At 34.3% G+C, this 14343-nt stretch carries 12 protein-coding genes; 4 read left to right on the top strand and 8 right to left on the bottom strand.

Translation table 11 applies throughout. The features are described 5' to 3' along the window. Positions 1-40 precede the first annotated feature (40 nt). Positions 41-427 (top strand): DUF983 domain-containing protein, encoded by a 387-nt coding sequence (locus Q0829_RS16405; RefSeq protein WP_298545140.1) that lies wholly within the window; start codon positions 41-43, stop codon positions 425-427. Here Q0829_RS16405 and Q0829_RS16410 read toward each other — a convergent pair. From Q0829_RS16410 to Q0829_RS16445, 8 genes are all read right to left on the bottom strand, one after another. Further along, complete coding sequence (locus Q0829_RS16410) at positions 419-1465, bottom strand: FAD-dependent oxidoreductase (protein WP_298545142.1); 1047 nt, start codon at positions 1463-1465, stop codon at positions 419-421. The genes Q0829_RS16405 and Q0829_RS16410 overlap by 9 nt on opposite strands. Positions 1466-1534: 69 nt before the next feature. Beyond that, on the bottom strand, positions 1535-2425 hold the full coding sequence (gldN, locus tag Q0829_RS16415) for a gliding motility protein GldN (protein WP_298545145.1): 891 nt from the start codon (positions 2423-2425) through the stop codon (positions 1535-1537). 15 nt (positions 2426-2440) lie between these two features. Then, positions 2441-3988, bottom strand: a complete 1548-nt coding sequence (gene gldM, locus Q0829_RS16420; protein ID WP_298545148.1) for a gliding motility protein GldM — start codon at positions 3986-3988, stop codon at positions 2441-2443. 42 nt (positions 3989-4030) lie between these two features. Further along, a complete protein-coding gene (gene gldL, locus Q0829_RS16425; RefSeq protein ID WP_298545150.1) occupies positions 4031-4657 on the bottom strand; it encodes a gliding motility protein GldL in 627 nt (208 codons plus the stop codon). A 91-nt stretch (positions 4658-4748) separates the two neighbouring features. Then, a complete protein-coding gene (gene gldK, locus Q0829_RS16430) occupies positions 4749-6122 on the bottom strand; it encodes a gliding motility lipoprotein GldK (protein WP_298545152.1) in 1374 nt (457 codons plus the stop codon). 110 nt (positions 6123-6232) lie between these two features. Beyond that, entirely contained in the window at positions 6233-7396 is a 1164-nt protein-coding gene (locus tag Q0829_RS16435) for a formimidoylglutamase (protein WP_298545154.1), read from the bottom strand. Positions 7397-7408: 12 nt separating this feature from the next. Next, on the bottom strand, positions 7409-9910 hold the full coding sequence (gene topA / locus Q0829_RS16440; protein ID WP_298545156.1) for a type I DNA topoisomerase: 2502 nt from the start codon (positions 9908-9910) through the stop codon (positions 7409-7411). Positions 9911-10111: 201 nt separating this feature from the next. Further along, positions 10112-10894: a hypothetical protein gene (locus tag Q0829_RS16445; RefSeq protein ID WP_298545160.1), complete on the bottom strand. Its 783-nt coding sequence runs from the start codon at positions 10892-10894 to the stop codon at positions 10112-10114. A 138-nt stretch (positions 10895-11032) separates the two neighbouring features. On the opposite strand from Q0829_RS16445, the gene miaB reads away from it, so the two are divergent. The 3 genes from miaB to Q0829_RS16460 are packed head-to-tail and all read left to right on the top strand — an operon-like array spanning position 11033 to position 14334. Beyond that, positions 11033-12478 carry a tRNA (N6-isopentenyl adenosine(37)-C2)-methylthiotransferase MiaB gene (gene miaB / locus Q0829_RS16450; protein ID WP_298545162.1) on the top strand — a complete coding sequence of 482 codons (1446 nt, stop codon included), beginning with the start codon at positions 11033-11035 and terminating at the stop codon, positions 12476-12478. Positions 12479-12515: 37 nt separating this feature from the next. After that, positions 12516-13778: a sigma-54 dependent transcriptional regulator gene (locus Q0829_RS16455; protein WP_298545164.1), complete on the top strand. Its 1263-nt coding sequence runs from the start codon at positions 12516-12518 to the stop codon at positions 13776-13778. A 55-nt stretch (positions 13779-13833) separates the two neighbouring features. After that, complete coding sequence (locus tag Q0829_RS16460; protein WP_298545166.1) at positions 13834-14334, top strand: LptE family protein; 501 nt, start codon at positions 13834-13836, stop codon at positions 14332-14334. Positions 14335-14343: the final 9 nt, after the last annotated feature.

Raw genomic sequence — 14343 nt, forward strand, 5'->3', positions numbered from 1 at the left:
TCTGCAAAGATGACTAATTTTGCGATAGAATAAAAGTACTATGGGCTTCTTAAAAGGAACTAAAATCTACAGCGTCTTTACAGGCACATGCCCTGTCTGCCAAAATGAAAGCATGTACAAGGAAACGAATCCTTATAAACTGGGGAAAGTTTTTCAGATGTATGAACGTTGTAGTCATTGTAATACTAAATACAAGATAGAACCATCATTTTTTTATGGAGCCATGTATGTGAGCTATGGCGTCGGGATTGCTTTTGCCATGGCAGCCTTTGTGATAGGAAATATTTTCCTAAGACTAAATTTGTTAAATACATTTTTCGCAATAGTTGGTACTTTATTGGTTTTTTTCCCAATAATTCTTCGATTATCTAGGAATATCTGGATTAATATCTTTATGCACTATGGAAAAAAGAAAAACCTATCGTAAATTTTCAAAACGTTTGATGTCAATTTCCTTTTCTAAAGGCCTTTTATTCTCAATAAAATCAAAAAGTTTATTCGCCACATAAGGTCCAATTAATATCCCTCTGCTTCCTAATCCATTTATGATATGTACATTTTCATACTCAGGATGTGTTCCAATTAATGGTCTTCTATCTCTGATAGTTGGCCTAATTCCAGCTACTTGATCAACGACTTCATAATCCACTTTTAGGAAACGTTCTAATTTCATCTGTAACTGTTCTCTAGACGATACAGTAATATCCTGTGTTTTATCCTGATTATTATATGTAGCCCCTACCTTATACAAATCATCTCCAAGTGGAATAATAAATATGGATGATTTCACTGCTTCTTTCAATTGTAAACCTTTGCATTTAATAATAATATACTCCCCTTTATTCCCTTGCAATGGTAAATAATTAAAAAAAGGATTATTTATTACACCATAACCTTCAGCAAAAACAATATTCTTAGCCTTTAAACCTTTATAAGTTATAAAATCGTTTTCAATTACTAATTTATTATGTTCCAACGATTCGTTTAGTAATAGTTCTTTTTTTTCTAGATCTAAAACATATAGAGAAAGCATCTTTTTAATATCAATCTTACCAGTCCCTTTAACACTTCCATAATGAAAAGGGATATCCAAGGCTTTATTTTCATTTCGGATTAACTCAGATGAAAGAAAAGTTCTTAAAATAGGCTTATCACAAGCTTCGAACCATAAGTTTTGCTCTTCAACACTATTAAACCTTCTCAAAACTGGAAGTTCGTACACTAAGGGTTTTCCAAGTTTATCTTGTATGTTTTTATAAAAGGGTATTGCTAGTTCCATCTGTTTTGAAGCCAGCCACGCAGCTGTAAATCTTTTCAGTATTACAGGATTATACAATCCTCCTGCAACCCTTGAAGACTTCTGCGAATAATTTTCATAAACAAGGAATGACTTATTATTCTTCTTTAACTCCTCTACAAAAGCTAATCCAGATAATCCAAATCCAACGACTATATAATCTATCATACATCAAAAATAACAAAACGCCCAACTAGTAAGTTGGGCGTTTATATATTATATTAGAAACATCAGAGTTTAGTAACTCCACATATCCATTTCAAAGTTTCTGATACTTTCTTTAATTCTTTCACTTTCTAGCAATTGCATTAAAGCGTTGTCAATTATATAATCATTAACTTCCCGGTCACCCTGAATGTTATCTTCTTTATAAATAACAGAATTAAATCGTCTGGCATTAAGCACATGATCATATGTAAAAGGCATAGAAGTATTTTTTCTATTAAATGCTTTCGCATTATGAAGTATCTCTCTCACATCAGGATACCAAACCCAAAACAATGGAACCATATCCGGTTCATCATCATTAATAAAGTTTACATCGGGAGCTACTGGGGCGATACCTAGTAATCTATATCTTAATTCTCCCTGACGTTTATCAAAGTACCAATAACCTCTAATCTTATATTCAGAAATATCCGCTGCACTAATTGAAGTTACTTCAATATACTGTGGATCTACAGGCTCTCCTGCATTAAATTGCTCATATCCTAAATCTAAGGTATCTATCTTAGACAAAGTACCATCAAGATCGCTTAATGTACGTGTTTCTGTAAAATATGAATCTGCATAAATCTTTTGGATTTTTCCGTTCTTAACATTCGCTAAAAGAACATCGTATAATGCACGTCTATCTGCTCCGATATTAACTGTATCAATTGGATAATATAATGGGAAATTAATACGCTCATCAAGATCAATTGTCTCCCAAGTAGTCTTAGCCCAAAGTACATCACGCTTGTCCACATAACCATATTCCAGCGGAAGGTCATTATCGGCTTGGATCTGTTCGATCGTTTTCTTTCCAATATCTTCTGGACTATCAGCATTCAAAATATTAGCCTGACCAAACGAAAACAAGGTCACGAATAGGCTAAAAACGGTTAATAACAAATTTCTCAAATTCATAATTATTAGTTTATTTTAGTTCGTTAACTCAACGATAACCGGAGATATTTTCTTTAATTTATATCCAGCATTGGTTGTTAACTGTGCTTTAATATCTATCACCTGAACCGAAGATCCACGTTTAGCTTTTCTAAGTGCAGACTTCGCTCTAGAATCTAATCGACCACCTCTAACGTTTACAGTTGGCTGACCTTCTACCTTAAATTTAAAGCCTGTTACTTTTAATTTAATATCAAAATCAAAATCTGGAAGAATCGCTCCAATAGAAGCCTTATCTAGACCACTTTTAGACATTTTGATACTACCATCTTCTCCTCTAACAGTACCTACTGGTCTAGGAATATCTTTAATTCTAAATTTCTTACTATCACTTACTGTAGCACCGTTAGGAAGCTTACCACTTACTTTAATACTAACTTCTCTTGCTTTAACAGTAGTAACATTCATTACGTATTTACCAGCTCCACCTCTCTTTTTAAGACCAGGTGCAGTTGCATTAACTGCAGGCACACCAGGAATAGAAATTGTCATTGGATTCTGAACTCCACGGTATACCACATTCATCTTATCTGCAGAAATTACAGCAGAATTTGGTTTCGGAATTACTGCATAAGAACTTTTAATTGGAATTGTTACAGTAGAATCGCCTTCCTTAAATTGAAGTTCACCTTCTACTTCTCTTTCTCCAACATTACCCGCAGGGAAATCTAACATTATTTGTCCATTATTTACTTCTGTTTGCTCCTTACCATTAACCATTACTTTGGTTGGCTTTAATGTCGCATCAAAACGACCAAGAACGATACGTCCTTTAAACTTCTCTCCGCTAAAGAAAGCTGTCTTGTCCGGAACAACGATTGCCTCATAGTTACTAAACGAAAGTTCTGAAGCTTGTTGCCCAGCTAGTAAAGCAGATAATACTTTACTTTCAGTGGTCTTAACATCAGCTTGCATTTGAGTTAATTTGGTAAGAGAAGCTACTAAAGGGAAACCTTCGAAATTATATTTCAACCAATCAACCTTTACTTTATCTCTATTTTCTACATCATCTGTAGAAAAAGCTTTCTCTACATCATCAGCTACTTGACCATCAACTTCTTTCACAGAACGTATTGCAGTAACAACACCTTCCTTATAAGTTTTGATTTTTTCAAGAAAATCAGAAGCTGCCGCAGTTGTTTTTCCTCCTTCAAAGAACTTTGAATCCAAAGCATCAGGCTTATCCATTGTTTCATAATCCGTTGGATCATCCGCAGTCTCTAGCAATTCAGATTTCAATTGCTCTACATATGCATTAAATTCATTAGAAAAAGTACTGATTTCATCAGCTTTTTCCTTAAGTGGTGTATATTTCTCTGGTTGCTCTGAAACTTTATCAGCTAAACCAGCCATAAAAGCTGTATTACGCTCTGTTGCTATACTGTTTGATGCTGATAACTTTTCATTCATCAAACCGAAAGCAGATAATACTTCTTTTGACATATTTAATGCCATCATTGCTATAAATACCAAGTACATCAGATTGATCATCTTCTGCCTTGGTGATAATTTTCCTCCTGCCATGTTTCTATATTTTGGTAGTTATTTTTTTAATTTAATTAAATACTAGTTTCTGTTCATAGCACTTAACATACCACCATATACTCCATTAAGAGAAGATAAGTTACTTGACAAGCTTTTCATTTGCTCTTCAAGCGCCTTAGCATTATCAGCAATTGCAGCATTTGCTTCGGCTTGTTTTGCAGAAGATTCTAATTGTACTTTATACAAACTATTTAAAGATTCTAAGTGAGTAGCTGCCGTTGCCATTTCCTCACTATATTTTTTAGTTCCTTGGATAGCATCTACACTCGGTGCAATACCCTTAGCAGCACCTTCAAAATTACGGATACTTTCTCCAAGACTATTCATCAAGTTAGTATCTAATCTAGCTTCTTTAAGCATATCGTCTAATTTCTTAGATAACATTCCTTCAGGAGTTTGAACTTCTTTTTTGTCTTTTTTATTTCCTCCAGCTAACTCTGGGTATACTAAAGACCAATCTAAATCATCATCAACAGGTTCGAATGCAGACACAGTAAATACTAATGCTTCAGTAATTAGACCGATAATAAGCATCTCATTACCAAAAGGCCAGTGCATAATTTTAAATAACGCTCCAAGGATTACTACAGCCGCTCCCAGACCGTATACCATGTTCATTAATTTCTTGCTTGATTTTGAATTTGCCATAATAAATGTGTTTAGTTTTTTAAATTTTTTTAAATATTAAATTAAAAAAGGGTTAGTAATTAAGGTTGATAGATAAATTTTGGGACTTATTCTAATTCTGATTTTGGGTATTATCTTCTCCAGTAACGTCAGTACCCATATAATCCTGTACCGTTCTGAATCCAATATAACTTCTAGCTGAATCTGCGTATTCATAATCTCTGGTACTTACCTGTAGGAAATAAGCAACATCTTTCCAGGATCCTCCACGCACAACTTTTCGTTTGTTCTGATCATCATTTACATTCGGGTTCATTGATGACACATATTCATAGGCCGCAGGATCATAAGAAGACTGCACCCATTCTGAAACATTACCCGCCATGTTATATAAATTATAATCATTTGGGTCAAATGTTTTTGCTTCTACTGTATATAAGAAATTATCAGCAGCATAATTACCTCGTAAAGGTTTAAAGTTAGCTAGGAAACAACCTCTGTCGTTCAAAGCATAAGGTCCACCCCAAGGGTATGTTCCTGATTCTAACCCACCTCTAGCCGCATATTCCCACTCAGCTTCTGTAGGTAGTCTAAAATAGTTTACAAATTCCTTATTACGTTTTTTCTGATAAGAATTCTTTTCTATAGTTCTCCAGGTACAAAAAGCCTTGGCTTGTTCCCAAGAAACTCCAACTACTGGATAATCATCATACGAACTATGCCAGAAATAATCATTATGCATTGGTTCATTATATGAATAATTAAAATCTTTGATCCAAACAGTAGTATCAGGATACACTTCAATTACAGTCTCTTTAACGAAATCTTTTCTTCTTCCTTTTTTCGCACGAGCCGCAGCTTGAATATCCATCCAAGTAAATCTGAATTTAAAGTTTTGCACATCAAACGTTCGTCTTCCATTATAAGACTCTTCTAATGGTATATATAAAGAATCCATTACTTCTGTATAGAACTCATCTGGATAATCATCGGTATCCCATTCAATATCTATGTCTTTATTGAGTTTTCGTCCTTCATAGCCTGTTTCTCCGGTTCCACTATAATTGTCATAGACATATTTCTCATATACAGACATATCTTCGGTATTCGCATCAAGAAACGCATATTCTCCAATACCGTCATCACCAGGAGTTTTTCCCATTTCATCAGCCATTATAGCTAATTTCATCCTTACGGTAGAATCGCGAACCCAACGAACAAATTGCCTGTATTCACTGTTAGTAACTTCAGTTTCGTCCATGTAGAAAGATCGAACGGTAACTGTCTTGGTAGGCGCATTGGCTAATGCTGCCTTGTCATCATCAGATTTACCCATAATAAATGATCCTCCGGGGATGAGGGCCATTCCGTAAGGTTTCTCCGGATGCCATTTTTTACCCTTTACTCCAACTAGTTCTCCGCGGTTTCCTCCGCCACAACTATATAGTATTGCTACAATAGCAAAGAGTGATACAAATTTCTTCATAACGTGTTTTAGGTTAAGATCTTCGAGATTTAAGGTGGTAAACCTATTTATTTATTTCCAGAAAAACAATTTTTTTCTAAAAAAAACCTTAATTCTCCCTAATAAAAATGTTAAACTTCGTTTTTTCGTTTTGCCTTATACCATCTTTCAGGTATTTCTTGATTACAAGCACGCTCATAATCGTTGTATGTGCAAGGTAATAACGTGTGTCTTTTCAATTTATTATTTCCAGATGAAATAAAAGGTATTTCTATCCACCATCTTTCTGTTTTATCACTTTTATAAAATGAAAGAACTTCATCTTCTATAGGCACATTATAGTGCAGTGTGCCCGTCTGGTTTTTAATATCTAACTCATTAGACCTATAATTAACTCCTTCTATAAAATACCAAAATATTTGTGCAATTAACATTGCGGTTGTTTCTTCGTGTTTAAAGTTTTTGAATTCATAAACTCCAAAACTTTTCACCTTATCACTAATACCTGCATATCTTGCGATAGCACATATCTCTCTCCCATCGAAACCATTCGGTGAAGCATACTTATAATTAAGATATGTAGAGTTCATAGCCCCAAGATCAATCGCTACAATATCTGCATCACGCATAATTGGCTCTACAATTGTAACATCTGATGTCACTTCTCCTAATCGATATGCGTCAAAATATAATTTCTCTATTAAATCTATTTCTTCCTGTGAATTAAAATAAGTTTGATATCCTATATTACTATAGTTAAAAAGATTATATGGCTGTTCTACAATAATTTTACCTACAAAGGAAGTATTTGTTATTGGTTGCGAAGTATTTCCTAAATCAAACCTACTATCTACATTGACAAGGTTAACCATTCTCTCCAAAATATCAAAAGCACGATACTGACCGTAGACCAAATCTTGACTACCTCCAATAATCAGGGGTATCACATTTTTTTGAAGAAGTGTGGCAAGAATATCCTTCATTAAAAAATATGTATCACTGACTTCTTCTCCTGGAATAATATCTCCAAGATCTACTATAGAAGCATCCCAATTACCTGGAAAGAGATCATATAAAGATTTCCGTATAGTATCAAAATAAAGATCTTCACCTAGGAAATTAATATCATTCCTATTTTCTCTAACTCCAATTATTGCAATATCAATTTTATCAAGATCAGGAACTCCATAGTCAGAAGTATGGACTTTAATATGCTTACCCAACGATTGATCCGGCAGCAACGCAACATGAGCTGCCACTATTTCGCTGACCGGAGAAAGAAACTCTAAAGACATATTATTATATACTTATTTCTTTTTAGTAGTCTTTTTTGCTGTTTTCTTCTTTGCAGCAGTCTTCTTTTTGGGAGCATTCTTTTCGATGAGATCTTTCACCTTTTCTAAAGTAAGCTTAGTAGCATCTACCGTTTTAGGCAGTTCTATTTTAACTTTACCTTTTATAATATTACTTCGACCCCATCTTGCTTTTTCAACTCGAATACCTTCTTCCTCCCAATTATGAATTACCTTATCAATCTCTTTCTGCTTCTTCTCTTCTATAAGTTGAATTATATCTTCATCAGAAAGATTATCAAAATCATATTTTTTATTCACATTAATAAACATCCCATTCCATTTAATAAATGGACCAAACCTACCAGTTCCTTTTTGTACCGGTAAATTTTCATATGTATATATAGGAGCATCTGCTTTTTCCTTAGCATCAATAAGTTCAATTGCTCTTTCTAGAGAAGTACTTAATGGATCTTCTCCTTTATCCAAAGAAACAAATTTAGCACCGAATTTTACATAAGGACCAAAGCGCCCATTATTCACTGTCACCGTTTCTCCTTTATAATCACCAAGCTCTTTTGGCAATTGAAATAAATCCATTGCCTGCTCAAAAGTTATACTACCCAATGTTTGTCCTGGCGCCAAACTAGCAAATCTTGGCTTATCCTCGTCTTCTGCAGTACCAATCTGCACCATTGGTCCAAATTTCCCTAAACGAACACTTACAGGTTTGCCCGAATCCGGATCTTCTCCTAGAATCCTTTCTCCTACTTCGCGTTCTGCATTTTGAGCAACATCCTCTACTCTAGGATGAAACTCATCATAAAACTCTTTCATTACCTGAGTCCAATCTTCTCCACCTTCGGCAATCTCATCAAAGTCCCGCTCTACTTTTGCTGTGAAATTATAATCCAAAATAGAAGAGAAATGATTTACTAAAAAATCATTAACAACCATCCCTACATCAGTTGGGATTAATTTACCTTTATCACTTCCTACTTTTTCCTTTAGGTTTTTTTCTTTGATTGCATCACCAGAAAGTGTAATCTGCACATACCCTCTTTCTTCTCCTTCTTTAGAACCTTTTTCTATATAGTTCCTATTTTGTATTGTAGAAATCGTTGGCGCATATGTAGACGGACGACCGATACCTAGTTCTTCTAACTTTTTTACTAAAGCAGCTTCAGAATATCGGCTTGGTGGTCTTGTAAATCTCTCAGTAGCGGCAATGTAATTATTAAACAAATTCTCACCAACCTTCATAGCGGGTAAGATACCGCTTTGCTCTTCATCTTCATCATCATTTCCTTCTAGATATACTTTAAGGAAACCTTCAAATTTTATTACCTCTCCGTTTGCAACAAATTGTTCATTATGAGAAGTAGATCCAATTTTCACATTGGTTCTTTCTAATTTTGCATCACTCATTTGCGAAGCAATCGCTCTTTTCCAGATTAATTCATAAAGTCGTTGTTGATCATAATCAACCGGCACGGTATGTCTTGAAAAATCAGTTGGTCTTATTGCTTCGTGTGCTTCCTGAGCTCCTTTAGCTTTTCCTTTATATTGTTTTGGATTGCTGTATTCTTCTCCATACGCAGAAATAATTTCTGCTTTTGCACCATTCTGAGCTTCTGTAGAAAGATTTACACTATCTGTTCTCATATAGGTAATCAATCCAGCCTCATACAAACGTTGCGCCATTGTCATTGTCTTACTAACAGAAAAATATAATTTCCTGGATGCTTCCTGTTGCAAGGTAGATGTTGTAAATGGTGGTGCAGGTGATTTTTTTGCTGGCTTGGTAGTAAGATCAGCAACATTAAAACCAACTCCTAAGTTCTTCTTTAAAAATGCTTGCGCTTCTTCTTTTGTCGAAAAATTCTTAGGTAGTTTCGCTTTAAAAGATTTTCCTTTTTCATTAGCAAACTCTGCATCAATTCGATAAGAAGCAACAGGAGTAAAACCAAGTATCTCACGTTCTCTCTCTACAATCAACCTCACAGATACAGACTGTACCCTTCCTGCAGACAATCCTCCTTTTACTTTTCTCCATAAAACAGGAGATAATTCATATCCTACTAATCGATCAAGCACTCGTCTAGCTTGCTGCGCATTTACTAAATTATAATCTATACTTCTCGGGTTTTCAATTGCCTTAAGTATTGCTTTTTTAGTAATCTCGTGAAAAACAATTCTACGTGTCTTATCTTTATCTAGTTTTAACTCTTCTGCCAAATGCCAAGCAATAGCTTCTCCCTCTCGATCCTCATCACTAGCTAACCATACCATCTCTGCTTTCTTAGAAAGATCTTTCAGCTTTTTCACCACATCTTTCTTATCTTTTGAGACAATATATTTTGGTTTAAACCCTTCTTCAACATCCACACCAAGTTCTTTTGCGGGCAAATCTGCAATATGTCCAAAACTAGAAGCTACTTTATAATCTTTTCCTAGAAACTTTTCTATTGTCTTTGCCTTAGCTGGTGACTCCACAATCACTAAATTCTTAGCCATAATCCTTTTTTTTCATCTGTTGATAAATACTATTTATTGGTTGACAGATGGAATCGCCAATAAATATTTTCAGTTGGTAATAACCCAGCGTTGATGACTTATTTCTGGAAGCAAAAGTATATCAATTTTTCGAGATCAAAATTTTTTCTCAAAAATTATACTAAAAAAACCTGCAAAATCAGCAGGTTTTATTTTACTTTTTTATTCAACAATCGCATTCCATTCCTCGGATTCTGTTTCATTTTCGAAACCTATCCCATCTTTATACATATAATATATAGGTAAATACACAAAATAAGCTGTAAAAAAGACACCTACAAAACATAATATCATTCCAACGAATTGAGCCAATATAGATGAAATAAAAATTAACCCAAATGCTATCAACCAAACTTTATTTCCAAATTTAAAACTTGCTTTAATCAGATCTGAAACGCTTATGTCAGGATTAAATGCAAAAATAACACCCAACAACTGTAAAGGGACCATTACATAAAAAATAGGAAGATAACATAATAAAGTTGCCAATAATGCAATTCCAAAAGTCGCTATTGCTAACGTTAGAATTTTCCCTAAATATTTTCCTTTAAAAAACATAAAATAACTATTCGTTTCAGGAAGCTGCATATCTACTTGTTTACAAACTTTATAAAAATGAGCATTTATACCTATTTGAAATGCAGAAGCTATCAAGGAAACTATTATCACCAATACTACAAACAATATACCCATACCAACAGATAACTCTTCCTGGACATACCCATATTCTCCATAACCGTTTTCTAAACCTCCAATACTCGCTAATGCAATAATAGGAATATACATTACAATGATCAGTGGAATAATAACAACCAAGGAAATAAGTAAATGAATAAATCCTTGCAACCATACTTTTTTAAAAAGCTCTATACTTTTATTAAAAATATTCCCAAAATCTATTGGACTACTGTTTTCTATTTTATCAAAGAGTTGACTAGCATTCATACACAGGATTGATTTAGTTGATTAGTTTTCTCAAATATAAATATTTAAACAAATATAATCCTGCCACTTTGTCATATGTCGTTTTAAAGAGTATCTTTGCACACTATTTGAGTTGAATAGACAAGGATATTATTATACATGGAGAAGATTATTGATGAAAACATCCAAGGGCAAGCATTGTCTCTGGACAAAAAAGAAGGAAATACCAGAAAGCTTTTTATTGAAAGCTATGGATGCCAAATGAATTTTAGCGACAGCGAAATTGTAGCTTCAATTTTAGCTAAAGAAGGTTTTAATACTACTCAAAACCTTGAAGATGCTGATTTGGTTCTGGTAAACACCTGTTCTATTCGTGAAAAAGCAGAATTAACAGTTAGAAAACGCCTGGAAAAATATAACGCAGTAAAAAGAATAAATCCAAGCATGAAAGTGGGTGTTCTAGGTTGTATGGCAGAACGCTTAAAAAGTAAATTCTTAGAAGAAGAAAAGATTGTTGACCTCGTAGTAGGACCTGATGCCTATAAAGATTTACCTAATTTGATAGAAGAGGTTGATGCAGGACGCAATGCGGTAAATGTAGTTTTATCAAAAGAAGAAACCTATGGAGATATCTCTCCAGTTCGCTTACAAAGCAATGGAGTTTCTGCATTTGTTTCTATCACCAGAGGTTGTGATAATATGTGTACTTTTTGCGTAGTACCTTTTACCAGAGGAAGAGAACGAAGTCGTGATCCGCAAAGTATTCTGAAAGAAATTGATGATCTGGTTATTAATAATTTTAAGGAAATTACATTATTAGGTCAAAATGTTGATAGTTATTTATGGTATGGTGGAGGACTAAAAAAAGATTTTGACAAGGCTAGTGATTTACAAAAAGCTACTGCCACAGATTTTGCAAAACTTTTAGACCTGGTAGCTAAAAAGCATCCTAAATTACGTATTCGTTTCTCTACATCCAATCCTCAGGACATGACATTAGATGTTATTGAAGTAATGGCAAAACACAAGAACATCTGTAAACACATTCATCTACCTATACAAAGTGGCAGCGATCGCATTCTTAAAGCTATGAATCGCTTACATACCCGCCAAGAATATATTGAGCTAGTAGATAACATAAAACAAATCATTCCTGATTGTTCCATAACCCAAGATATGATTATTGGTTTTCCAACAGAAACAGAGGAAGATCATCAGGATACATTATCGCTATTAGAAGGCATTAAATATGAACACGGTTATATGTATGCCTATTCTGAAAGACCGGGAACATTAGCCGAAAGAAAACTAGAAGATGATGTTCCTGAAGAAGTTAAAAAAAGAAGACTTGCAGAGGTAATTGCATTACAACGCAAACATTGTGCTTATAGACATGAATCTTATATTGGACAAACTTTTGAAGTCTTAATAGAGAAAGAATCTAAAAAATCAGACAAACATTGGAGCGGAAGAACAACAAAAAATATAGTTGCAATTTTCCCTAAAGACGATTATAAAATAGGAGATTTTGTTATGGTTCGCATCGACGAATGCACAAGTGCAACTTTACTTGGAGAAGCAGTAGGGTATTCTGACAATAATTAAGTTTAACATAGAAAACACATTAATATAGTTCTATTAAATGGAATCAGTTCAAGCCACAAAACAACGATTCGGAATCATAGGAAATGATTCTAAACTAAATCGTGCTATAGAAAAAACTATTCAGGTTGCTCCTACAGACATCTCTGTTCTGGTTACAGGAGAAAGTGGTGTTGGTAAAGAAAGTATTCCTAAAATTGTTCATTCGCTATCACATAGAAAACATGGAAAGTACATTGCTGTTAATTGCGGTGCTATACCAGAAGGAACTATTGATAGTGAATTGTTTGGCCACGAAAAAGGAGCTTTTACAGGCGCTACTTCCACAAGAAGCGGGTATTTTGAAGTAGCAGATGGCGGAACGATATTTCTTGATGAAGTGGGAGAACTACCTTTAACGACACAAGTTAGACTACTTAGAGTACTAGAAAATGGAGAGTTCATTAAAGTAGGTTCTTCAAAAGTACAAAAAACAGATGTCCGTATTGTCGCAGCTACAAATGTGAATATGTTTGAAGCCATCAAAAAAGAAAAATTCCGTGAAGACCTATATTATCGTTTAAGTACGGTAGAAATTCTATTACCTCCTTTACGAGATCGTAAAGAAGATATACATCTGTTATTTAGGAAATTTGCTTCTGACTTTGCCACAAAGTATAAGATGCCCACTATTAGATTAGAAGAAGATGCTGCTCTATTACTAGAGAAGTATCATTGGAGTGGTAATATCAGACAATTACGCAACATTGCAGAGCAAATATCAGTCCTTGAACAAAACAGAACCATATCAGCTAATACTTTGCGAGGATATTTACCTAACATAGGAAGTAATCTACCTGCTGTAATTTCTTCGGACAAAAAAGATAGCGACTTTAGTAACGAGAGAGAGATTTTATACAAGGTGCTTTTTGACATGAAAAACGATCTGAACGACCTCAAAAAGTTAACTATGGAATTGATGCAGAGTGGAAATTCGCAACAAGTACAAAAGGAACACGAGGGATTAATAAGAAAGATCTATCGCGATGATAAAGAGGAAGAAGAAATCCCATTTGAAGAACCCATAGCGCCAACAACAGAGGTTCTACAGATAACACCTGCGGAGACCACCAAAAAAGAGGATGACAAATATCATTTTGCAGAGGAAATTGAGGAAGAAGAAACACTGTCATTACACGATAAAGAACTAGAGTTGATAAAAAAATCCTTAGAACGTCATCGTGGAAAACGTAAAGCCGCTGCGGAAGAATTAGGAATTAGTGAACGAACTTTATATCGAAAAATAAAGCAATATGATTTATAAATCCTTACTATCATAGGACAGATAAATCTTAAAACTTATGCGAATCTTTATTCAGATGAAAAAAATAAAATACATTTTAATTGGATTGATAGCCATCACGGTACTTCAAGGTTGTGGTGCATACTCTTTTAGCGGTATTAATACAGACGCTACCACGTTTCAGGTAGCTTTTTTCCAAAACCAAGCAGCTATTATTAATCCAGGGACTGATCAAAATTTTACGAATCAGCTACAAGATTTAATTCTAAACCAAACTAATCTGGATCTCGTTACGTCTAATGGAGATATTGCGTATGAAGGCGAAATTGTTCAGGATGTTGTAATACCAACGAATGCTACCTCACAAAACACAGCTGCTCAAAACCGACTTACTATCGCAGTTAATGTTCGTTTTTATGATACTAAAAACCCTAAAGAAGATTTAGAACAACGTTTTTCTTTCTTTTTTGACTTTCCTGCCACGCAATCCGAAACTGCCGTAAGAGCTGAAGCTGTGGATATAATTTTTGAAAGAATTACACAGGATATACTTAATGCTACTTTAGCCAAGTGGTAAAAATTTAAT

This window comes from uncultured Aquimarina sp., from assembly GCF_947492405.1.
Taxonomy (GTDB): Bacteria; Bacteroidota; Bacteroidia; order Flavobacteriales; family Flavobacteriaceae; genus Aquimarina.

What these genes read in the sequence shown, in the direction of transcription:
- Q0829_RS16445 (WP_298545160.1), bottom strand. Translation starts at nt 10,894, where the DNA reads ATGAATGCTAGTCAACTCTTTGATAAAATAGAAAACAGTAGTCCAATA.
- topA (WP_298545156.1), bottom strand. Translation starts at nt 9,910, where the DNA reads ATGGCTAAGAATTTAGTGATTGTGGAGTCACCAGCTAAGGCAAAGACA.
- Q0829_RS16435 (WP_298545154.1), bottom strand. Translation starts at nt 7,396, where the DNA reads ATGTCTTTAGAGTTTCTTTCTCCGGTCAGCGAAATAGTGGCAGCTCAT.
- miaB (WP_298545162.1), top strand. Translation starts at nt 11,033, where the DNA reads ATGGAGAAGATTATTGATGAAAACATCCAAGGGCAAGCATTGTCTCTG.
- Q0829_RS16410 (WP_298545142.1), bottom strand. Translation starts at nt 1,465, where the DNA reads ATGATAGATTATATAGTCGTTGGATTTGGATTATCTGGATTAGCTTTT.
- Q0829_RS16455 (WP_298545164.1), top strand. Translation starts at nt 12,516, where the DNA reads ATGGAATCAGTTCAAGCCACAAAACAACGATTCGGAATCATAGGAAAT.
- Q0829_RS16460 (WP_298545166.1), top strand. Translation starts at nt 13,834, where the DNA reads ATGAAAAAAATAAAATACATTTTAATTGGATTGATAGCCATCACGGTA.
- gldK (WP_298545152.1), bottom strand. Translation starts at nt 6,122, where the DNA reads ATGAAGAAATTTGTATCACTCTTTGCTATTGTAGCAATACTATATAGT.
- gldN (WP_298545145.1), bottom strand. Translation starts at nt 2,425, where the DNA reads ATGAATTTGAGAAATTTGTTATTAACCGTTTTTAGCCTATTCGTGACC.
- gldM (WP_298545148.1), bottom strand. Translation starts at nt 3,988, where the DNA reads ATGGCAGGAGGAAAATTATCACCAAGGCAGAAGATGATCAATCTGATG.
- gldL (WP_298545150.1), bottom strand. Translation starts at nt 4,657, where the DNA reads ATGGCAAATTCAAAATCAAGCAAGAAATTAATGAACATGGTATACGGT.
- Q0829_RS16405 (WP_298545140.1), top strand. Translation starts at nt 41, where the DNA reads ATGGGCTTCTTAAAAGGAACTAAAATCTACAGCGTCTTTACAGGCACA.